This is a genomic window from Leisingera sp. ABM4_101 (assembly GCF_056158725.1).
In genome coordinates this window covers 2,218,997-2,239,963 of sequence record NZ_JBSWTV010000002.1, presented here as the reverse complement: position 1 = coordinate 2,239,963, position 20,967 = coordinate 2,218,997, and the positions used below count along the sequence as shown (strand labels likewise).

At 63.6% G+C, this 20,967-nt stretch carries 17 protein-coding genes and 1 riboswitch; of the genes, 4 read left to right on the top strand and 13 right to left on the bottom strand.

All coding sequences use genetic code 11. From position 1 onward, the window contains the following. The first annotated feature begins 78 nt into the window (after positions 1-78). Positions 79-411 (top strand): response regulator, encoded by a 333-nt coding sequence (locus ACXAEK_RS11975; RefSeq protein ID WP_475042189.1) that lies wholly within the window; start codon positions 79-81, stop codon positions 409-411. A gap of 12 nt (positions 412-423) precedes the next feature. On the opposite strand, the gene ACXAEK_RS11970 is transcribed toward ACXAEK_RS11975, so the two are convergent. The 12 genes from ACXAEK_RS11970 to ACXAEK_RS11915 form a co-directional block, all read right to left on the bottom strand. Further along, positions 424-2,037 (bottom strand): AMP-binding protein, encoded by a 1,614-nt coding sequence (locus ACXAEK_RS11970; RefSeq protein ID WP_475042187.1) that lies wholly within the window; start codon positions 2,035-2,037, stop codon positions 424-426. Between the two features lies 1 nt (position 2,038). Then, on the bottom strand, positions 2,039-3,199 hold the full coding sequence (locus ACXAEK_RS11965) for an acyl-CoA dehydrogenase family protein (protein ID WP_475042185.1): 1,161 nt from the start codon (positions 3,197-3,199) through the stop codon (positions 2,039-2,041). Between the two features lie 110 nt (positions 3,200-3,309). Then, positions 3,310-4,116, bottom strand: a complete 807-nt coding sequence (locus tag ACXAEK_RS11960) for an enoyl-CoA hydratase family protein (RefSeq protein WP_475042183.1) — start codon at positions 4,114-4,116, stop codon at positions 3,310-3,312. After that, complete coding sequence (locus tag ACXAEK_RS11955; RefSeq protein WP_475042181.1) at positions 4,113-4,565, bottom strand: MarR family winged helix-turn-helix transcriptional regulator; 453 nt, start codon at positions 4,563-4,565, stop codon at positions 4,113-4,115. Before ACXAEK_RS11955 ends, ACXAEK_RS11960 begins: the two co-directional genes overlap by 4 nt. Continuing rightward, complete coding sequence (locus ACXAEK_RS11950) at positions 4,562-5,287, bottom strand: SDR family NAD(P)-dependent oxidoreductase (protein ID WP_475042179.1); 726 nt, start codon at positions 5,285-5,287, stop codon at positions 4,562-4,564. The genes ACXAEK_RS11955 and ACXAEK_RS11950 overlap by 4 nt, the downstream gene beginning before the upstream one ends. Continuing rightward, a complete protein-coding gene (locus ACXAEK_RS11945) occupies positions 5,284-7,578 on the bottom strand; it encodes a bifunctional salicylyl-CoA 5-hydroxylase/oxidoreductase (protein WP_475042177.1) in 2,295 nt (764 codons plus the stop codon). The genes ACXAEK_RS11950 and ACXAEK_RS11945 overlap by 4 nt, the downstream gene beginning before the upstream one ends. Before the next feature lie 159 nt (positions 7,579-7,737). Then, complete coding sequence (ptsP, locus tag ACXAEK_RS11940; RefSeq protein WP_475042175.1) at positions 7,738-9,978, bottom strand: phosphoenolpyruvate--protein phosphotransferase; 2,241 nt, start codon at positions 9,976-9,978, stop codon at positions 7,738-7,740. A 271-nt stretch (positions 9,979-10,249) separates the two neighbouring features. After that, entirely contained in the window at positions 10,250-11,488 is a 1,239-nt protein-coding gene (locus tag ACXAEK_RS11935; RefSeq protein WP_475042174.1) for an aspartate kinase, read from the bottom strand. 325 nt (positions 11,489-11,813) lie between these two features. Then, positions 11,814-13,262, bottom strand: coding sequence for a TrkH family potassium uptake protein (locus ACXAEK_RS11930; RefSeq protein ID WP_475042172.1), 1,449 nt, complete (start codon positions 13,260-13,262; stop codon positions 11,814-11,816). 47 nt (positions 13,263-13,309) lie between these two features. Next, complete coding sequence (locus tag ACXAEK_RS11925) at positions 13,310-14,101, bottom strand: hypothetical protein (RefSeq protein WP_475042171.1); 792 nt, start codon at positions 14,099-14,101, stop codon at positions 13,310-13,312. A 300-nt stretch (positions 14,102-14,401) separates the two neighbouring features. Further along, positions 14,402-15,505 carry a GTP cyclohydrolase FolE2 gene (folE2, locus tag ACXAEK_RS11920; protein ID WP_475042169.1) on the bottom strand — a complete coding sequence of 368 codons (1,104 nt, stop codon included), beginning with the start codon at positions 15,503-15,505 and terminating at the stop codon, positions 14,402-14,404. Between the two features lie 112 nt (positions 15,506-15,617). After that, a complete protein-coding gene (locus tag ACXAEK_RS11915; RefSeq protein ID WP_475042168.1) occupies positions 15,618-16,472 on the bottom strand; it encodes a LysR substrate-binding domain-containing protein in 855 nt (284 codons plus the stop codon). Between the two features lie 110 nt (positions 16,473-16,582). Here ACXAEK_RS11915 and ACXAEK_RS11910 point away from each other — a divergent pair, with 110 nt between their 5' ends. Next, the gene (locus ACXAEK_RS11910; RefSeq protein WP_475042166.1) at positions 16,583-17,371 is read left to right on the top strand and encodes a HalD/BesD family halogenase; all 789 of its coding nucleotides are present in this window, start codon (positions 16,583-16,585) and stop codon (positions 17,369-17,371) included. After that, positions 17,368-18,618 (top strand): M24 family metallopeptidase, encoded by a 1,251-nt coding sequence (locus ACXAEK_RS11905; protein WP_475042165.1) that lies wholly within the window; start codon positions 17,368-17,370, stop codon positions 18,616-18,618. Before ACXAEK_RS11910 ends, ACXAEK_RS11905 begins: the two co-directional genes overlap by 4 nt. A 104-nt stretch (positions 18,619-18,722) precedes the next feature. Here the strand turns inward: ACXAEK_RS11905 and metZ are convergent, their stop codons facing one another. Beyond that, positions 18,723-19,913 (bottom strand): O-succinylhomoserine sulfhydrylase, encoded by a 1,191-nt coding sequence (gene metZ / locus ACXAEK_RS11900; protein ID WP_475042163.1) that lies wholly within the window; start codon positions 19,911-19,913, stop codon positions 18,723-18,725. Between the two features lie 61 nt (positions 19,914-19,974). Then, positions 19,975-20,053: riboswitch (SAM riboswitch) on the bottom strand. Between the two features lie 134 nt (positions 20,054-20,187). Between metZ and ACXAEK_RS11895 the strand changes: the two genes are divergently transcribed. Next, on the top strand, positions 20,188-20,877 hold the full coding sequence (locus tag ACXAEK_RS11895; RefSeq protein ID WP_475042161.1) for a glutathione S-transferase N-terminal domain-containing protein: 690 nt from the start codon (positions 20,188-20,190) through the stop codon (positions 20,875-20,877). Positions 20,878-20,967 lie beyond the last annotated feature (90 nt).

Sequence of the window (20,967 nt, the reverse complement as noted above, 5' to 3'; positions counted from 1 at the left end):
GATTATTGTAATTGATGACAGGAAGAAGACCGTTTTTTCCTGCTGAGGGCGATCAGAAAGGTTCAGCCGGAGACTGAGGTGATCGAATTCACCTATGCCGAGGAAGCACTGGAGTTTCTGACGGCCTTCCCGCCGCCGCTGGGAACCCGGATTTTGCTGGACCTGAATATTCCACGGCTCGACGGCTTCGCTTTTCTCGACCGGCTGGCCGCCTTTCCAGCCATTTGGCACGGCCGCCTCAGCATCACGATGGTCACCAACTCCATCGACCCGCGGGACGAACAAAGGGCATTGCAGCATCCGCTGCTGCAGAATTTCCTCAAGAAATCAGACCTCAAACAGCGGCTGGGCGAAATTCTTCAACAGCCGCTGCCCGCCGTCACGGGGAAAACGGCCCATCGGTCCCCTTGAATGCAACGCAGCCTATCCCTTCAGCCGGAACCGCTGGATCTTGCCGGTCTCCGTTTTCGGCAGGGCGTCCGTGAACACAACTGACCGCGGGTATTTATAGGGCGCAATGGTTGCCTTCACATGATCCTGCAGCAGCTTGACCAGCGCATCCGACGGCGCCTGGCCATCAGACAGCACCACATGCGCCTGCACGATCTCCCCGCGTGCCTCGTCCGGAACCCCCACCACCGCACATTCCGCCACCGCCTCATGCGCTAGCAGTGCCGCCTCCACCTCGGGACCGGCGATGTTGTAGCCCGAAGAAACGATCATGTCGTCGTTGCGGGCGGCAAAATGCAGGTAGCCATCTGCGTCCCGGACAAAACTGTCACCGGTGATGTTCCAGCCGTCCCGCACATACTCGGCCTGCCGCTCGTCTGCCAGATAGCGGCAGCCCGTCGGGCCTTTGACCGCCAGCCGCCCGGCCTCGCCGCGGGGCGCCTCATTGCCGTCGCGGTCCAGCACTTTGACCTGATAGCCGCCCACCGGCTTGCCGGTACAGGCGGGCCGGTGGTCGCTGAACCGGTTGGTGATGAAGATATGCAGCATCTCGGTGGCGCCAATCCCGTCCAGCATCGGTTTTCCGGTTTTCTGCATCCACTCCTCATAGACCGGCGCGGGCAAGGTCTCCCCCGCCGACACCGCCGCCCTGAGCGACGACAGATCCGCACCCTCTTCCATCGCCCGCAGCATGACGCGATAGGCCGTCGGCGCGGTAAAGCAGACGGTGGCCTTGTATTTCTCGATGATCTCAATGAGGTTCGACGGCGTGGCATTTTCCAACAGCGTCGCCGCCGCGCCAAAGCGCAGGGGAAAGATCGCCAGCCCGCCGAGGCCGAATGTAAAGGCCAGCGGCGGCGAGCCGACAAACACATCCTCCGGCTGCACATCCAGCACTTCGCGCGCATACCCGTCGGCGATGATCAGCAGATCGCGGTGGAAATGCATCGTCGCCTTGGGCGACCCGGTGGTACCGGAGGTGAACCCCAGCAGCGCCACATCATCGCGGCCCGTCTTCACCGCCTCATAGGCAACAGGTTTCTCCAGCGCCAGCCGGTCCAGCTCCGCATCATGGTTGGAGGTGCCGTCAAAGCCGACAACCGTCTTCAGGAATTTCGATTCCTTGGCGCAGGCGACCAATTCGTCCTTCAGCCTGGTGTCGCACAGCGCGTGGGAGATCTCGGCCTTGTCAACGATCTTGGCCAGTTCCCCCTTGCGCAACAGCGGCATGGTGTTGACCACCACCGCGCCCGCCTTGGTCGCGGCCAGCCAGCAGGCCACCATCGCCGGGTTGTTGGCAGAGCGGATCAGCACCCTGTTGCCGGGCTTCACGCCCAGGTCCTCGCTCAGCACATGCGCCAGCCGGTTGGTCCAATCCGCCAGCTCCTTATAGGTGCGGTAACGGCCGTTGCCGATCAGCGCGGTATGGTCGCCAAAGCCCTTCTCCACCATCGCATCGGTCAGCTCAACCGCGGCGTTCAGGTGTTCCGGGTAGTCAAACCCCTCCAGCAGGAACTCCGGCCACTGGTCCATGGGCGGAAGGTTGTCCCGGGCAAATGTGTCCACATGTGCGGTTGATCCCAGCATCTCAATTCCCTCCCTGAAAGGCCCCCAGAGCCTGACGCGCGATCACCACCCGCTGCACGTCCGAAGCGCCCTCGTAAATGCGCAAGGCCCGGATATCACGGTAAAGCTCCTCCACCTTCTGACCCCGGCGCACGCCGTCGCCGCCATGCAACTGCACCGCCTTGTCGATGACCTGTTGCGCCTGGTCGGTGGAGAACAGCTTGGCCATCGCAGCCTCGCGGGTGACCCGCGCAGCCCCTGAATCCTTGGCCCAGGCGGCGCGGTAGACCAGCAGGGCGCTGGCATCCACGTCCAGCGCCATATCGGCGATATGGCCCTGCACCATCTGCAGTTCGAACAGCGGCGCGCCCTGCACTTGGCGTTCCGTCACCCGCTGCAGCGCCTCGTCCAGCGCCCGGCGGGCAAAGCCCAGCGCCGCCGCCGCCACGGTGGAGCGGAACACATCCAGCACCGACATGGCGATCTTGAACCCATGCCCCGGCTGCCCCAGCAGCGCGGATTTCGGGATGCGGCAATCGGTGAACCGCAGCGTCGCCAGCGGATGCGGCGCGATCACCTCCTGGCGCTCCGCGACTTCGAACCCAGGCAAGCCTGCGGGCACGACAAAGGCCGAAAGCCCCTTCGCCCCCGGCGCCTCGCCGGTGCGGGCAAACAGCGTATAGACATCGGCAATGCCGCCGTTGGAAATCCAGGTCTTCTCTCCGTTCAGCACATAATGATCACCGTCCGGCGTGGCAGTCATGGTGGAGTTCGCCACATCCGATCCCGACTGCGGCTCGGTCAGGGCAAAGGCGGAAATCGCCCTGCCCGCGCGCGTCAGCGGCAGCCATTCCGCCTGCTGCTCCGGCGTGCCGAACAGCGAGATCGCCCCGGTCCCCAGCCCCTGCATGGCAAAGGCAAAATCCGCCAGACCGTCGTGGCGCGCCAGCGTCTCGCGGATCAGGCACAGGCTGCGCACATCCAAGGTCTCGCCGGCTTCGGCACCGCTGTGCCGGGTCCAGCCCGCCGCGCCCAGCGCCGCCACCAGCGAGCGGCAGGCCGCATCCGTGTCGGAATGATCAATCCCGCCCAGATGCGCCCCGGCCCACTCGTCCAGCTCCGCCGCCAAGGCACGGTGCCGGTCTTCAAAGAACGGCCAGGTTAGAAAGCTCTTGTCCGCCATCCGCGTCTCCTCCCGGTGAACAGGCTGCGCGCCCGCTTCATCTTTCCCCAAATACTCCCGCCGGAGGCACTCGCGCCCTCCTCCGGCGCAGGTTCCAGCGGTGCCGCGGCTCAGTCGCCCTCAAACAGCGGCTTTTCCTTGTTCACGAAGGCATGATAGGCGCGCTCGAAATCCGCGGTCTGCATACAGATCGCCTGCGCCTGCGCCTCCGCTTCGATCGCCTGCTCAATCGACATCGACCATTCCTGCGCCAGCATGGTCTTGGTCATCATGTGGCCAAAGTTCGGCCCTGCCGCGATCCGCGCGGCCCAATTCTGCGCCTCCGCTTCCAACTCATCCGCCGCAACCAGCTTGTTGTGGAAGCCCCAGGCGTGGCCTTCTTCGGCGCTCATCGACCGCCCGGTATAAAGCAGCTCCGCCGCCCGCCCCTGGCCGATGATCCGGGGCAGGATTGCGCAGGCGCCCATGTCGCAGCCCGCCAGACCCACACGGGTGAACAGAAACGCGGTCTTTACCTCCGGCGTGGCAATCCGGATATCGGCGGCCATGGCGATGATCGCGCCCGCGCCCACACAAATGCCGTCAATCGCCGCAATCACCGGCTTGCCGCAGTTCACCATCGCCTTGACCAGATCGCCGGTCATCCGGGTGAAAGCCAGCAGCTCCTTCATGCTCATCTTCGTCAGCGGCCCGATGATGTCATGCACATCGCCGCCCGAGCAGAAATTGCCGCCGTTCGAGGCAAAAACCACCGCCTTGATGCTGTCATCATAGTGCAGATCGCGGAACCAGTCGCGCAGCTCTGCATAGCTGTCAAAGGTCAGCGGGTTCTTCCGCTCCGGCCGGTCCAGGGAGACAGTTGCGATACCGTCCTCGACCTGACACTGAAAATGCTTGGGCTCTAGGTTCACCTTCATGCCTTGCTCCCCTCTTCCAGCCGCCGCGCCACCGCATCCAGGCTTTCGGCAATCCCTTGCGCCTCATCCGCGGTCAGCCCGTCAAAGGCCGCATTGATCCAGCCTTCATGCGCCTCCGCCTGGCGGGAAAACTCAATCCGGCCCGCTTCCGTCAGCCGCACCAGACTGGCACGCCGGTCGCCCTCGACCTTCTCGCGCAGCACATGGCCATCCTCGACCAGCCGCTCGACGATGCCGGTCACATTGCCGTTGGAGACTTTCAGAACTCCCGACAACTCACTCATCTTCAGGCCTTTTTCGTGCTGCATCAGCGCCGCCATCACATCGAACCGCGGCAGCGTTGTCGCAAACTCCCGCCGCAGGTTCTCACGCACGTCGCTCTCCACCGCCTTGGTGGCCTTCAGCACCTTCAGCCACAGCCGCAGCCGGTCTTTTGATGTCGTGCTCAAATTTCCCCTCCCGAAACGCTCATCGCGTGCCCATTGATTGAGGCCGCGCCATCGGAGGCCAGGAACACCGCCGTGGCCGCCACTTCCTCCGGCGCGATCAGCCGCTGCATCGGATTGCCGCCAACCACCATCTTCAGCGCTTTCTCCCGCGGGATATCATGCCGGGCCATCAGCCCGGTGACCGCGCTCTCTGCCATCTCGGTGTCGGCAAACCCAGGGCAGATTGCATTGCAAGTAACCCCGCGCTTAGCCACGCTCTGTGCCACCGAGCGCACCAGCCCCAGCACCCCGTGTTTGGACGCCGCATAGGCCGGGATCTGCGCCCCGCCCTGCAAGGACGCGGTGGAGGCGATGGCAATCAGCCGACCCCCTGGCTCCATGCCCGCCCGCAAGGCCGCCCGGAAGGTCAGGAAGGTGCCGGTCATGTTGACGGTCAAGGTCCGCTGCCAGTCCTCCAGCTCAACATCCTCGATCCGCGCCGCCACACCGGTGCCGGCATTGGCAATGACCACATCATAGGGCGCATCAAACAGCGCCTCCACCTGCGCCTCATCCGTCACGTCGGCCACACGGATATCCAGCCCTAGCCCTTCCCCCGCCGTCTCCAGCGGCGCCCGCCGGCGTCCGGCGATGGTGACATGGCATCCCTCCGCGGCAAAGGCATGGGCAATCGCCTTGCCAATCCCCGTGCCGCCGCCTGTGACCAGAACCCTGCGTGTCATGCCCGGATCACCTCCGCTTCGCGGTCCGCCAGGCGCCAGGCCTGGTCCCGGCCCGCATGGTAGGGCAGCGGCCAATCACTATGGCGATCGCCGATCCGCGCTGCCTCATGCAGGGTCCAATAGGGATCGGCCAGATGCGGCCGGCCCACGCAAACCAGATCAGCCCGTCCCGCCATCAGGATCGAATTGGCGTGATCCGCCTCATAGATGTTACCCACCGCCATAGTGGCTATCCCGGCCTCGTTGCGGATGCGGTCGGAAAACGGCGTCTGGAACATGCGGCCATAGACCGGCTGTGCATCAGTCGAGGTCTGCCCGGCGGAAACATCAATGATGTCTGCACCGGCGGCGGTGAAGGCCTTGGAGATCTCCACCGCCTCCTCCGGCGTTACGCCCGCGCCCCCAACCCAGTCATTGGCGGAGATCCGCACCGACATCGGCTTGCCTTCCGGCCATGCCGCGCGCATCGCCCGGAACACCTCCAGCGGGTATCGCAAGCGGTTTTCCAGGCTGCCGCCGTACTCATCACCCCGAATGTTCGATTTTGGCGAGATAAACGACGAAATCAGGTAGCCATGCGCCGCATGAAGTTCGATCATGTCAAACCCGGCTCGCTCCGCCATTTGCGCTGATGCAGCAAATTCGTCGCGAATTTGATCCATTTCGTACCGCGTGATCTCCCGCGGCGCTGGATTACTTGCGGACCACGGAATGGCTGAGGCCGAGACCGTCTCCCAGTTCCCCTCCGGCAAGGGCGCGTCCATCTCCTCCCAGCCCAGCTGGGTTGAGCCCTTACGCCCCGAATGGCCGATCTGGCAGCAGATCTTGGCACTGGTCTCCGCGTGCACAAAATCCACCAGCCGCTTCCACACCGCCTCATGCTCCGGCGCATAAAGCCCCGGACAGCCCGGCGTGATCCGGCCTTCAGCAGAAACACAGGTCATCTCGGTATAGACCAGCCCGGCCCCGCCCTTGGCACGTTCGCCGTAATGGATCAGATGCCAGTCTGTCGGGCAGCCATCGACCGCCTTGTACTGCGCCATGGGCGACACCACGATACGGTTCTGCAGTTCCATCCCGCGTAAGCGGTACGGCGCAAACATCGGCGGCCGCACCGGCGCGTCGGCAGGCGCGCCTGCCTTGTCCTGAAACCATTTCTCGGCACTTGCCAGCCACTCCGCATCGCGCAGGCGCAGGTTCTCGTGGCTGATCCGCTGCGAGCGGGTCAGCAGCGAGTAATTGAACTGCACCGGATCCATATCCAGGTAGCGCTCGACCTCCTCGAACCACTCCAGCGAATTGCGCGCCGCCGATTGCAGCCGCAGCACATCCAGCCGCCGTTCTTCCTGGTAGCGCTCAAAGGCACGCTCCAGTGTCGGCTCGGTGCTGACCAGTTCCGCCAGCGCAATTGCGCTGTCAAAGGCCAGCCGCGACCCCGATCCGATAGAGAAATGCGCAGTGGCGGAGGCATCGCCCAGCAGCACGACGTTCTCGTGGTGCCACTTGTCGCACAGCACCCGCGGGAAGTTGATCCACACCGCCGCCCCGCGCAAGTGAGCCGCGTTCGACATCAGCGCGTGGCCATCCAGATGATTGGCAAAAATCTCCTCGCAGGTGCGGATGATCTCCTCCTTGCTCATGCCCTCGAACCCCCAGTTCTCCCAGGTCTCGGCAGAGCATTCGACGATCACCGTCGCGGTGTCCGCGTCAAACTGATAGGCATAAATCCACATCCAGCCGTGCTGGGTTTTCTCGAAGATGAAGGTGAAGGCATCGTCGAATTTCTGATGGGTGCCCAGCCAGATGAACTTGCAGGGCCGTACGTCGATTTCCGGTTTAAAATGTTCCGCGAACTCATTGCGAACACTGGAATTCAGACCATCGCAGCCGACCACCAGATCGTACTCTTTCTGATAGTCTGACGCGGGCTTGGCCACGGTTTCAAACTGAAGGTCCACCCCCAGTTCCCGCGCCCGGTCCTGCAACAGCAGCAGCATCTGCTTGCGCCCAATCCCGGCGAACCCGTGCCCGCCAGACACCGTGCGGGTGCCGTCATGCACCACGGCGATGTCGTCCCAATAGGCAAAGTTTTCGCGGATCGCCTCGGCGCTTTTCGGATCATTGGCGCTCAGGTTCTCCAGCGCGTCATCAGACAGCACCACACCCCAGCCAAAGGTATCATCAGGCTTGTTGCGCTCGACCACCGTGACCTCGGCCTCCGGCTGGCGCAGCTTCATCGAGATGGCAAAGTAGAGGCCCGCAGGGCCCCCTCCCAGACAGACGACTTTCATGATCATCCCTTCCCGCTCAGCGCACGTCTCTGAGGATCAGGATAAGCAGGCCCGGAAAAACTTCAAGCCTAAAGTTTTAAGCTTGAAGTAGTTACGCAAGCAAAGCGGCAGCGCCGGCCACAGGACCGGGACCACAAGCTGCCCGCTCATGAGTTTGGCTCACAGTCCCCGCAGGTATTCCATCACCGCCGGGCGCACCGCCTGGTCACCGCGGTGGCGTGCGTCAGATATGATCTTGCGCAGCTCGCCCAAGTCCACCCGCAACAGCAGCGATTTGACTGGCCCGATAGAGGCCGGACGCATAGACAACGTGCGGATGCCCATTGCGGCCAGGCACACCGCCTCAACCGGGCGGCCTGCATCCTCGCCGCAGAAGCTCAGCGGCGTGCCGGAGATCGCGCAGCGCTCAACGATCCGCTCGATAAAGCTCAGGAAACTGACGTTCAGCGTATCATATCGCTTGCGCACCCGCTCATTCTCGCGGTCGGCGGCAAAGAAGAACTGCTTCAGGTCATTGCCGCCGATCGAGAGGAAAGCCACCTCGTCAAAAAACTTCTGCGGCGCATAGGCCAGCGAGGGCGTTTCCAGCATTGCCCCCACCTTCAGGTCCGCAGGCAGCACATGGCCCAGGATCCGCTCCCGCTCTATGGTCTTTTCGACCTCAGCCTTGGCGGCGCGGTATTCCTCGAACTGCGCCACAAAGGGGAACATGATCGACAAGGGCCGCCCCTCGGCCGAGCGCAGCAGCGCCTGCAGCTGCATCCGCATCACACCCGGCTTATCCAGGCCCACCCGGATCGCCCGCCAGCCCAGGGCCGGATTCGGCTCATCGGTGGGCTTCATGTAGGGCAGAACCTTGTCCGACCCGATGTCCAGGGTCCGGAATACAACCGGTTTGCCGTGCGCCGCGTCCAGAACCCGCTTGTACAAAGCAACCAATTCCGACCGTTTCGGCATCTGGTTCCGCACGAGAAATTGCAATTCTGTGCGAAACAGCCCCACACCCTCTGCACCAGAGCCATCCAGCGACGGCAGGTCGGCCATCAAACCGGCATTCATCACCATATTGACGCGTTGACCGTCCACGGTCACCGCCGGCTTGTTGCGGATCGAGGCGTATCGCTCCTGCGCCTGCGCGTGCATCGCGATCTTGTCGCGGAAGGCCCCCACCACGGTTTCATCCGGGCGCAGATGCACCACCCCCTGATCGCCGTCCACCATGATATGGTCGCCGTTCAGCGCCTCGGTGGTGACCCGCTTGGCATTCACCACCAGCGGAATCGCCAGTGCCCGCGCAACAATCGCGGCGTGAGAGCCCACGGAGCCCTCCTCCAGCACGATCCCGCGCAAGGAGCGGCCGTATTCCAGCAGGTCGCCGGGGCCGATGTTGCGGGCAATCAGAATCGGGTTGTCAGGCAGCTCCGCGCCCGTGTTGGCGCCCTGCCCGGTCAGAATCCGCAAGAGCCGGTTCGACAGGTCGTCCAGATCACTCAGCCGTTCGCGCAAATACGCGTCCTGCACCTGGCTCATCCGGGTGCGGGCCTGGGACTGTTCCTTCTCCACCGCCGCCTCGGCGCTCAGCCCGCGGGCGATGTCTTCCTCCATCCGCCGCATCCAGCCTTTGGAATTGGCAAACATCCGGTAGGCTTCCAGAACCTGCAGCTGTTCCTTGTCACCGTTGCGCGACACCTCCAGCATCTTGTCGACACCGACCCGCAGTTCCTCAACCGCATCGTTCAGCCGTTCCAGCTCGCGCTGGGGATCATCGGCGATCGGGTTGGTCACGATCACCCGCGGCTCATGCAGCCAGACATGGCCCTCCGCCGCGCCCTCCTGGGCTGAGGTGCCGTGGATCAGAACCGCCTGCTGGTGCAAGGGCGACAGCGCCGCGCCCTCGCCGACAAAGGCGCCCAGCTCGGTCATCTCGGCGATCACCATCGCCACCACTTCCAGCGCATAAACCGCATCCGCAGAGAATTCGCGCGCCTCCTTGGATTGCACCACCAGGACGCCCATCATCTCGCCCAGCCGCTGCACCGGCACGCCCAGGAAGGATGAAAACCGCTCCTCCCCGGTTTCCGGCATGTAGCGGAAGCCCTTGGCATTAGGCGCATCCGGCGTGTTCACCACCTTGCCGTATTTGGCAACGCGGCCCACCAGCCCCTCGCCGATACGCATCCGTGTCTGGTGCACCAATTCGAGGTTCAGACCCTGGGTCGCGCACAGCTCCAGTGTCTCATCATCGCGGAACAGGTAGACTGAGCACACCTCAGTCCCCATGCTGTCGGCGATCAGATGGGTGATCTTATCCAGCCGCGCCTGGCCGGCATCATCACCCGCCATCGCCTCGCGCAAGCGAACCAGAAGCTTCCTGCTTTCGGATTCCGTGGTATCGGCCATTCTCACCCTCTCCCGAGGTTTCTTCCCTGTACGCTGCCGCCCAGATTGCTCCCTGGAAACGGACACCGCCCAGAGTAGTACGCCAGCGCTCTCTCCTCCACCCACTTGTCCCACCCCGGCGGGAAAAGTCCAAGTGTTTTTGCAGCATTGCCCGCAATCGCCGCAGCCTGCCGCAGCTTTGGGCAGAAGTCCGCCATCGGGTTGCCGCACACAACAAAGGCGCCAAAACGGCGCCTTTGCAGAGTACGGAAAATTCTTGGAACAGAGCCGCTTAGGCTGCTTTCTCCAGTTCGAATGCATCATGCAGCGCCTGCACGGCCAGCTCCATGTACTTGCGGTCGATCAGCACCGAGATCTTAATTTCAGAGGTGGTGATCACCTTGATGTTGATGCCCTCATCCGACAGCACTTTGAACATCTTCGCCGCCACACCGGACTGCGACCGCATGCCGATGCCGACCACCGACACCTTGGCCACATCCTTGTCGGCCAGCAGCTCGGCATAGTTCAGCTCGCCCTTCCCCTTGATCGCCAGCAGCGCCTGCTCGGCACGCGCCACCTGGTCGGTCGGGCAAGAGAAGGTCATGTCGGTGCGGCCGTCCTCAGAGACGTCCTGCACGATCATGTCGACATTCACCCCCGCATCCGAAAGCGTGGTGAAAATCGTGGCCGCAATACCGGGGCGGTCGGCCACCGACTGCACGGTCAGCTTGGCTTCGTCGCGGGAATAGGCCACGCCGTTAACAACATTGGATTCCATGATTTCCTCCTCGTCGCAGACCAGGGTTCCGGCCTCGTCGGACTGTTCCTCAAAACTCGACAGCACGCGCAGCTTCACCTTATAGCGCATTGCCAGCTCAACAGAGCGGGTCTGCAGCACCTTGGCGCCCAGCGAGGCCAGCTCCAGCATTTCCTCAAAGGCGATCTTATCCAGCTTGCGCGCCTTATCGCAAATCCGCGGGTCGGTGGTATAGACACCGTCCACGTCGGTGTAGATATCGCAGCGCTCTGCTTCGAACGCCGCGGCAAAGGCCACTGCAGTGGTGTCCGAACCGCCCCGGCCCAGGGTGGTGATACGGCCCTCGGGACTGATCCCCTGGAAGCCTGCAACCACAGCCACCTTCATGCCCTCGGCAAATTTGGCACGGATGTTTTCCGGCGGGATCTCCTCGATCCGGGCCTGGCTGTGCGCCGAGCTGGTCTTAAGCGGCACCTGCCAGCCCTGCCAGCTGCGCGCAGGGACATCCATCTCCTGCAGCGTCAGCGCCATCAGGCCCGCGGTCACGTTCTCGCCTGAGGAGACCACGGCGTCATATTCGCGCGCGTCATACAGCGGCGAGGTCTCGTCGACCCAGCCCACCAGCTCATTGGTCTTGCCGGACATCGCCGACACGATGACGATCACGTCATAGCCCTTGGCCACTTCGACACCGACGCGTTTGGCAGCGCGGCGGATGCGGTCCAGATTGGCGACAGACGTGCCGCCGAATTTCATCACAAGTACGGGCATATGGAACGGGTCTCCCTGCCTTGCGGGTTTCGGTCCTGAGCCTCATAGGCGAGCCGCTACTCAAGGGCAAGTCCGCGTATTGTAGCAATACAAGGGACCGGCTGGAATTCCGCCCTCAAACCCTATGCGGCCGAGGCGGGCGTGTCGGGAAAACGGAATTCGAACGCGAATTCCGCCCGGAAATCCTGCGAGGATTTCCGGCTGCCACGGCCTGCACCCGTCTGCCCCCGGTTTCCGCGCCGGAAACCGGACCGAATTCCTCGCAGAAATTCGGCTGCCCGCGCATATGCGGCGGCCTTGCCCTTCGCGGGCAGGCCCCATGAAGTCAGGCCCGCCAGAACCGCACGGTCAGGATCGCATAGACCGCCATCAGCTCCAGCCGCCCGATCAGCATCGCCGCGCTCAGGATCCACTTGGCCGGATCATTCAGCGTTGAAAAATTCCCTGCAGGCCCGATGACATCGCCCAGACCGGGGCCGATATTGGCCACCGCTGTCGCCGCGCCGGACACAGCGGTCACAAAGTCCAGCCCGGTCAGCGCCAGCATCCAGGCAACAATGCCCAGCGTCACCACAAAGAACATGAAAAAGGAAATCACCGAGCTCAGCACATCAGCATCCACCGGCCGCCCCTCATAGCGCGTCAGAAACACCCCGTGCGGCGAGCGGATCCGCTGGATCTGCACCTTGATCGAGGCAAACAGCAACTGATAGCGGAAGATCTTCACCGAACAGGCGGTCGACCCCGCGCAGCCGCCGATCAGCCCGGCAAAGAAGAAGATCATCACCAGGAAGCTGCCCCATTGCATGTAGTCCGCGCTTGCATAGCCGGTGCCGGACATGATCGAGGTGATGTTGAACAGCGCCGAACGCACCGCCTCTTCGCCGCCATGCGGCCGGGCATAATACAGCACCGCCGCCGCCACCGCGACCAGCAGCCCCAGCGTCAGCATGAAACCGCGGATCTGGCTGTCCCGCAGCATCGGCGTGCCATGGCCGTTGATCAGCTGCACATAGCGCACAAACGGCAATGCGGCGAGGATCATGAAAACCGCGGCCGCGTATTCCACCGGCCCGGCAAAGGCCCCGAAAGAGGCGTCGTAATTGGCAAAACCGCCGGTGGCGATGGTGGTCATCGCATGCACAAGCCCGTCAAACGGCCCCATGCCCATCACCATGTAGACCAGCATGCAGGCCATGGTCAGCGACACATAGATCAAGCTGATCTGCTTGGCGATCGCCTGCGCCCGCGGCAGGATTTTCCCAAAGGTGTCAAAGCTTTCGGATTTGAAGATTTGCATGCCGCCGACCCGCAGTTCGGGCAGGAACACCATCGCAACAACAATGATGCCGATGCCGCCCAGCCACTGCAGGATGCCGCGCCACAAAAGCAGCCCGCGAGGCAGATCATCCAGCCCGGAAATCACCGTCGATCCGGTGGTGGTCAGGCCCGACATTGCCTCAAAAAACGCATCAACAAAGCGAAGCTCGGTTGCCCCCAGCATCAAAGGGATCGCCCCGAACAAGGGCAGCGCCAGCCACACGGTGGTGGTCAGAAGAAAGGTCTGGCGGATATTCAGCCCCTCCTTCACGCCATTGGCGCAGCTCAGCGCCAGCAGTCCGCCCACCAGGATGGTGAACACCGCGCTTTCCAGGAACACATGCCATTCGCCGCGGCCGTCCAGCAGGTCGACCAGCAGCGGGAACAGCATCATCGCTCCCAGAATGACGACCAGCAGGCCGATGACATACCCGACAGGGCGCAGATCCAACATGCGGCGCAGCGTTGGACCTGCGCAGGGCCAGTGTCAAGTGTGCCGCCCTATTCGCCGCTGCCAGAGGTCTGCGCAGCGTTGCGCCGCGGCATCTGCGGCGGCGCCGAAGGCTGGCGCGAGCGCTTGGACGGCTCGCCTTGCGGCTCCTGCGCCTTGGACCCGGCTGCAGCCAACTCCGCCTTGGCCGCGGGGGCTGGCGAGGCCCCGCCGGCACCCTGCGCCCCGTCACTGCTGCGGGCGGCGGAGACGCTGCGGAACTCCGCGGGTTTCGCCTCCGCCTTCTCCCCGGCAGTTATTCCGGTCATAGCGGCTGGTGTGCCCGCAGGCGCCGGCTTCACGCCCTTTGCCGCGTCCTTGACCGGTTCTGTGCCGGCAGCTGCGGCCTTGCCTGCCCCTGGCTTTGCGGCCCCCGGTTTTACAGCCTCCGGCTTGGTTGCGGCAGATGCAGCAGCAGCCTGCGCCGGTTTTGGCGCCGGGCGCTTGCGCGCGGGCGCTTTGCGGGCAGCTGTCTTGCGGGCGGCGGACTTACGGGCTGCCGCCTTGCGCGGCGCGGACTTTTTGGCCTTGCCCTCAGCCGGCTTTTCCGGCGGGGCCGCCTCGGCCTCCGGAGCCGTTGCGGAGTCACCGGCATCCTCTCCCGCCGCCGCAGCCGGAGCACCGGCCCGCAGCAGCCGCTGCTGGGCTTCCAGCATCGAATGCGCCAGCCGCATCTGTTCCAGCGGCGCCTGCAGTGCGGCCTCAGCCGCCTGGCGCCACAGCTTCAGCTGCAAACCGGCCGCATAGCCGGCCCACTCATGCGTTCTGACCGTCAGGCCCGGGATTTTGTGAAAGCTCGTCATTTGTTACTCCTACAGTCCTGAACTCACCTTGCCCCGGGCCGGGAATGCAGCATGGGGCAAGCAATACAGGGAGCAGGCGCCGGATGCGGTCCGGGCCGGATGCAGCGGAAAACAGGCCGTCAATTGCAGACAACAGCGCGCAATGCCCCCTCTCCCCCGGCAGGGCGGCCAGGGGGATTCGTTCTGACGCTAGCATGAACTTCTGCATCGCGGCGCAAAAAATGCGGCAACGCAGAAATTGCCGCATGCCGTATAGATGGCTCAGCGGGAACCTGCCTGAAAATCAGGCAGGCCGCGGGGTCAGCCCTGGTAAATCAGGGTGGAGAACAGTTTCGGGTCCAGGCTCATCGCCTTGAACAGCCCGCCTTGCGTCAGCACGCTGACCGCATCATGGCTGTGCAGGCTTTCCTGATGGCTCGCCACCACCCGGAAATCGCCGATCCGCGCATCCGACTGCAGCGCCTCGCAGAACAGCCGCGCCGCATCTTCCACAAAGATCGGGTTGGCGGCGTTCAGCTCGGCAAAGGCCTGCTCATCCTCGCGCTTCACCATCACCTGGGTCTCGGTCGGCACCGCCTTGCGGCACAGCTCAATCAGGTCCTCGAACCACAGGCAGTCGCTGCCGGGCACTGACTGAACGGAAATCCGCGCGACGGAGCGCTGCGAATGCGGTGTCGCCAGCTGGCCGCGCGCCTGGCGGGCGTGCTCCGACAGCTCCAAGGAGCACGGGCAGGTCGAGGAGTAGACATAGTCCAGGTGCATGATCTTCTCGCGCACCCCGTCATGGTCCACCAGCTCCAGCGCAAAGTCGTAATACTGATAGCCGCTGAGACCGGAGCGCAGGCTGTTCACCCGCGCCGGGAAGGAGAACCGCATCTGGATGCGCGCATCCGGGCTGTCCAGGTCGCTCAGGTAATCATCCAGCGCATTCGCCATCACTTCGAAACTGAAGGTGCGCTCCGCGTGTTTGTAAAACGTGCGCATGATCCGGGACATGTTGATGCCCTTTTTCCCCGCATCCAGGGACACGGTGCCGGTCACGCTGGTTTCCAGCGTCAGGTCGCCGTCGTCGCGGGTGTGGAAGCGGATCGGCAGGCGGAAGTTCGAAATCCCCACATGCTGGATCTGCTCCTTGGCGCCGCGGATCAGGCTGGTCGGCCCGTTCTGCAGATCAGGCAGCGTCGCGCGGTAGGCCTCATCGGATTTGAAATCCTCGGGGTAGGTCCGCGACAGCTCCGGGTAATTGCCAACCTCACGGCCGGGCAGCAGCCGCGCCACCGCCGGGTCCAGCTCTGCAATCTCGGTCTCAGTCACGGTGCCGGCCCAGGCCCGCAGCACATCCAGCGCGGCAGCAGCAGCCTCGCGGTCCGGCGCCTCGGCAGCGTCGCGGTTATGAATGTTCATCGGCACATCCCCCAGTGATACGGCCCCCATATAGGGTCCGGCAGGCCTTCCCCATATACTGTTACGCGGCAAAATTCAAAACGGATCCGCCATTTGCGGCAGAACCGGCGCCTTATCGGACCCCCAGCACCTCCGCAAGGGTCCGCAAGCGGCGGGAACGCGACTTGTAGTGGGCCGTGACCAGCACATAGGGCCGCGGCATCTCCAGCACCGGCCCGTCCAGGCGGTACAGCCTGCCTGCGCGGATTTCTCTGCCCACAACCTGCTCTGGCAACAGCGCAATGCCCAGCCCCGCCTGCACCAGCGCCACCACCGAAGGCACCGACTGCCCGATGACTGCGGGCGCTGATTCATTGCGCGCGATCCCGTGCTGAACGAAATACTGCCGCCAGCCCGGCACTGAGGAAATCGTCTCGCCCCAGCTGACCTCAACCAGCGGCGCCGTCCGGATGTCCGTTTGCGGGTTCAGGCCAACCGGCACCAACCGGTCTGTGAACAGGGGCTGCGTCCGGTGCTCGGGATGCTCGCCGCCATAGGTCAGCCGCGCATCAATCCCCTCTGCCTCCAGGTCGATCCGGTCATCCTCGATCCTGAGCCGCACCGGCACATCGGGCCGCGCCTCCGCAAAGGCTTTCAGTCGCTCCGGCAGCCACAGCTGCGCCAGTGCGGGCGTGGCCGAAATCACCAGCGGCCGCCGGGTGCCGCCTTCGGTCAGCGCCTCTGTGAAGCTGGCAATCTCCGCCAGCGACATCGCCGCCTTCTGATAATAATCCCGCCCCGCATCGGTAAGCCGCACCTGATTGGCGCGGCGGGTGAACAGCTTCAGCCCCAGCCACTCCTCCAGGTTCTTCACCTGCATCGACACCGCCGCAGAACTGACCCCCAATTCAGCCCCGGCAGCCGAAAAGCTCCCCGTGCGGGCGGCGCACTCAAAGGCGCGCAGGGCGTTTAAGGGCGGCAGTTTCATGGCGGCACAGTGCAAGAAAATCTTATGCTCGCCAAGATATTTTATAGTGGTCAGATCCCGCTCCGGCGCGCAGGCTTGGGAAAAGCCCGAAAGACCCCAAGGAACACCCCATGCGCGATATTCTCGATCTCGACCGTTACCCGCTCGACCGTCCCGGCACCCCGGAATGGCAGGCCCTGGTGGACCGCTGCCGTACTGAGCTGGCCGCGGACGGCATGTTCAGCCTCGAAGGGCTGATGAAACCGGAGGTCGCCCAGGGCGCCGCCGATGCGCTGAAGGGCAAGTTCGAGACCGAGAGCTTCCACCACAAGCGCTGGCATAACATCTACTTCAAGGACACGGTCGACGGCCTGGCGCCGGACCACCCTGCCCTGCAAAAGGTCGAGACCTCGAACTTCACTCTCTGTGCCGACCAGTTCCCGGACTCGCCGGTGCTGCGCCTGTACGATTGGCCGCCCTTTGCGGAATTCCTCGCCGCTACAATGGACAAGCCCGCGCTCTACACCATGGACGACCCGCTGGCGCGGCTGAACATCATGTCCTACGGCGCAAGCCAGGCGCTGAACTGGCATTTCGACCGCTCCGAATTCACCACCACCATGCTGCTGCAGGCGCCCGAAGATGGCGGCGAATTCATCTACAGCCCGGAACTGCGCACGGATGACTACCCGAACTACGAAGGTGTCGAGCGGCTGCTGGCGGGCCAAGACCCCAACATGCGCACAATCACACTTGACCCCGGCACCCTCAACATTTTCCGCGGCAAGAACTCCCCCCACCGCGTCGGCACAGTGAAGGGGGACAAGACGCGGGTGATCGCTGTTTTCACCTTCTATGAAAACCCGGGCGTGCGGTTCACGGACGAGGAAAACATCGGCTTCTACGGCCGCGCGTCATGACGGAACTGGCCGTTTTCAAGGACGAGCGCAAACGCACCTTCCTGAATGCCGAAGGAGCCGACAAGCCGCTGAAATCGCCGCTGGGCCAGGACGTTCTGGACCGCGCCCGCGCCTTCCGCCTGCAACGGCTGCGCGATGAGATGGCGCGGCAGGACGTGGCAGGCCTCCTGCTCTATGATCCGGTCAACATCCGCTATGCATTTGACTGCTCCAACATGTCGATCTGGACCGCTCACAACCCGATCCGCTACGCGCTGATCCTGAACGGCGGCCCCGGCATCATGTTCGAATTCAAGGGCTGCGAGCATCTGAACGACGGCCTGCCCGGCATTGACGAAATCCGCAACGCCATCGGCTGGATGTTCATGTGCGCCGGCGACAAGGCCACCGAGCGCCTCGCCCCCTGGGCCGCCGAGATCGCAGACCTGGTCAAGCAATACGGCGGCGGCAACATGCGCCTCGGCGTCGACCGGATGGAACCCGAGGGCGTACACGCCCTGTCCGAACACGGCCTCCAGGTCATCGACGGCGGCCAGATCACCGAGACCGCCCGCGCCATCAAATCCGCCGATGAGATCGAACTGATGCGGTGGACCATCCGCGTCTGCGAGGCCGGCATGGCGCGGATTTACGAGCACTCGGTGCCCGGCGTCACCGAACAGGAGCTTTGGGCGCATCTGCATTTCGAGAACGCCCGCTCCGGCGGCGAATGGCTGGAAACCAAGCTGCTCACTTGCGGGCCCAACACCAACCCCTGGTACAAGGAATGCTCCGCCCGCGAATGCCGCGCGGGTGAGATGATCTCCTTCGACACCGACATGATCGGCCCCTACGGTTATTGCGCGGATCTCTCGCGCAGCTGGACCTGCGGCTATGTGCCGATGAATGACACGCAGAAACGGCTGTATGCGGCGGCGCGGCAGCAGATCGACCACAATATGGCGCTGCTGCAGCCGGGACTGAGCTTTGCCGAGTTCAACGCCAAGAGCTGGCAAATCCCGGAACCCTACCAGCCCTACCGCTACTCGCTGGCGGCCCATGGCGTCGGCATGGCGGATGAATGGCCGGTGGTGCCGCTGCATGTGGACTTTGACGGCGCCCATGGCGGCCAGTTCGAAGAGAACATGGTGATCTGCATCGAAAGCCTGATAGGCGAGATGGGGTCCGAGTCAGTCAAGCTGGAGACCCAGGTGCTGGTCACCGCCGACGGGCCGCTGCGGCTGGACAGTTTCCCCTGGGAGATGTGATCCGGCAAAAAAGAGAGGGGGCTATCTGCCCCCTCTTGAGCCTGCGGCTCAATTCACCCCCGAGAGTATTTCAAGAAAGATGAAATCCCGCCGGGTCTTTGGTATCAAGCTTGCGAGGCCTCCAGCGCTGCCTTCAGGTCGGCGATCAGGTCGTCTGCATCCTCCAGCCCGACCGAAAAGCGCACCAGGCCCGGTGTGATGCCCAGCTCGTCCTTCAGCTCATCGGTCAGCCGCTGGTGGGTGGTGGTTGCCGGATGGGTGGCGATGGATTTCGCATCGCCCAGGTTGTTGGAAATCACCGGGATGGTCATTGCGTTCAGGAACTTGAACGCCGCCTCCTTGCCGCCCTTCAGGTCCAGCGACAGGACGGTGCCGCCCTTGCCGCCCAGCTGGCTCTGCACCAGCGCGTTCTGGGCGTGGTCCTTCAGACCCGGATAGATCGTGCGTTCCAGCGCCGGATGGCCGGTGAGGGCTTCGGCGATCTTCAGGGCGCTTTCCGCCTGCGCGTTGACCCGAAGAGAGATCGTCTCCAGCCCCTTCAGCATCACCCAGGCATTGAACGGGCTAAGGCTGCCGCCGGTGTGTTTCATATAGGGTTCCAGGGTGCCGCGGATGTAGTCCTTGGTGCCCAGCACCACCCCGCCCAGCGCCCGGCCCTGGCCGTCGATATGCTTGGTCGCGGAATAGATCACCACATCGGCGCCCTGTTCGATCGCGCGGGAAAACACCGGGGTCGAGAACACATTGTCCACCACAACGGTGGCACCTGCGGCGTGGGCGATCTCCGCAACTGCCTCGATGTCGATCACCTCCAGCGTCGGGTTCGACATGCTCTCGAAAAACACCGCCTTGGTGTCCGGGCGCACGGCCGCCTTCCAAGCCTCCAGGTCGGTGCCGTCGATGAAGGTCACCTCAACCCCGAAGCGGCCAAGCACATCCGCCAGGATATAATTGCAGGAGCCAAACAGCGCCTTTGCCGAGACAATATGGTCGCCCGCCTTCACCAGCGAGGTCAGCGCGCCGTTCACCGCCGCCATGCCCGACGCAGTGGCAAAGGCGTCCTCGGCGCCTTCCAGCGCCGCGATGCGCTTTTCAAACATGTCGACAGTCGGGTTGCCGTAACGGGCATAGATGAACTCATCCGGGCCGGTCTCAATGAACCGCGCCTCGGCCTGCTCGGCGCTGTCGTAGACGAATCCTTGCGTCAGGAAAATCGCCTCGCTCACCTCGTTGTACTGGCTGCGGCGGGTGCCGCCATGCACCAGCGTGGTGCGCTTGTTCCAGTTGTCGCTCATCTCTTCTGTCTCCTCGTGCCCATAGCGCACAAAAAACCCCCAATCGGCCAAGCGAAAGGGGGTCCTTCACGTCCTGACCTCTTTAGCGGGATTGTTTAACGTGGCCCGCAATCCGGTAACAAATCGCCACGATGTGATGCTTGGGCTTTACGCATCTTGCGGGATTCGGTCAAGCGGCAGCATGTCCGGCTTTCACAGCGATGTGAGACGCCGCGCCCCTTGCCAGCCTGCCGCCCCCATGCTCCTGTGGCCGGGCAATTGACGGAGGCGCAAGATGCAGGACCCCATCCAGCTTTACTACTGGCCAACCCCCAATGGCTGGAAAATTTCCATCGCGCTGGAGGAGATGGGCCTGCCCTATGCCGTTACCCTGATCGACATCGGCAAGGGGGATCAGTTCGCGCCGGATTTCCTGAAGATCGCGCCCAACAACCGGATGCCCGCCATTGTGGACCCGGACGGGCCGGACGGCGCGCCGGTCTCCCTGTTCGAAAGCGGTGCCATCCTGCAATACCTCGCCCGCAAGACCGGACGGTTCTACGGTACGGATGAACGCGCGCGGCTCGTCGTGGATCAATGGCTGATGTGGCAGATGGGCGGCGTCGGTCCGATGGCGGGCCAGGCGCATCATTTTCTGAAGTATGCACCCGAGGATCTGCCTTACGCCAAGGACCGCTACCGCAGCGAGGTCGCGCGGCTTTATGGCGTGCTGGACCGGCAACTGGCGGAAAATGAATTTGTGGCAGGCGCAGACTATACGATTGCCGACATGGCGATCTGGCCTTGGGCCTCGCTCTGGGAAGGCCAGCAGCAGGTGCTGGACGGCAAGCCCCATCTGGCCCGCTGGCTGGATCTCATGTGGTCCCGCTCCGGCGTCATCACGGGCCGCGCGCTGCATGCGGATTTGCGGGCCGACCGGTCGGACACCAAGGCCCAGCAGGTGATTTTCGGGCAAACCCGCTAAACGGCGCAACCGCGGCGCACCGCAGGTGCGCTGCGGGGCCCAAGGCTTTGCGCTTCATCTTTGATGATGCGACAAGGCGCGGGAGCCCCG

Coding starts and splice junctions, on each gene's coding strand:
- ACXAEK_RS11970 (WP_475042187.1), bottom strand. CDS start 2,037: ATGCTGGGATCAACCGCACATGTGGACACATTTGCCCGGGACAACCTT.
- ACXAEK_RS11965 (WP_475042185.1), bottom strand. CDS start 3,199: ATGGCGGACAAGAGCTTTCTAACCTGGCCGTTCTTTGAAGACCGGCAC.
- ACXAEK_RS11960 (WP_475042183.1), bottom strand. CDS start 4,116: ATGAAGGTGAACCTAGAGCCCAAGCATTTTCAGTGTCAGGTCGAGGAC.
- ACXAEK_RS11950 (WP_475042179.1), bottom strand. CDS start 5,287: ATGACACGCAGGGTTCTGGTCACAGGCGGCGGCACGGGGATTGGCAAG.
- ACXAEK_RS11945 (WP_475042177.1), bottom strand. CDS start 7,578: ATGAAAGTCGTCTGTCTGGGAGGGGGCCCTGCGGGCCTCTACTTTGCC.
- ptsP (WP_475042175.1), bottom strand. CDS start 9,978: ATGGCCGATACCACGGAATCCGAAAGCAGGAAGCTTCTGGTTCGCTTG.
- ACXAEK_RS11935 (WP_475042174.1), bottom strand. CDS start 11,488: ATGCCCGTACTTGTGATGAAATTCGGCGGCACGTCTGTCGCCAATCTG.
- ACXAEK_RS11930 (WP_475042172.1), bottom strand. CDS start 13,262: ATGTTGGATCTGCGCCCTGTCGGGTATGTCATCGGCCTGCTGGTCGTC.
- ACXAEK_RS11925 (WP_475042171.1), bottom strand. CDS start 14,101: ATGACGAGCTTTCACAAAATCCCGGGCCTGACGGTCAGAACGCATGAG.
- folE2 (WP_475042169.1), bottom strand. CDS start 15,505: ATGAACATTCATAACCGCGACGCTGCCGAGGCGCCGGACCGCGAGGCT.
- ACXAEK_RS11915 (WP_475042168.1), bottom strand. CDS start 16,472: ATGAAACTGCCGCCCTTAAACGCCCTGCGCGCCTTTGAGTGCGCCGCC.
- ACXAEK_RS11910 (WP_475042166.1), top strand. CDS start 16,583: ATGCGCGATATTCTCGATCTCGACCGTTACCCGCTCGACCGTCCCGGC.
- ACXAEK_RS11905 (WP_475042165.1), top strand. CDS start 17,368: ATGACGGAACTGGCCGTTTTCAAGGACGAGCGCAAACGCACCTTCCTG.
- metZ (WP_475042163.1), bottom strand. CDS start 19,913: ATGAGCGACAACTGGAACAAGCGCACCACGCTGGTGCATGGCGGCACC.
- ACXAEK_RS11895 (WP_475042161.1), top strand. CDS start 20,188: ATGCAGGACCCCATCCAGCTTTACTACTGGCCAACCCCCAATGGCTGG.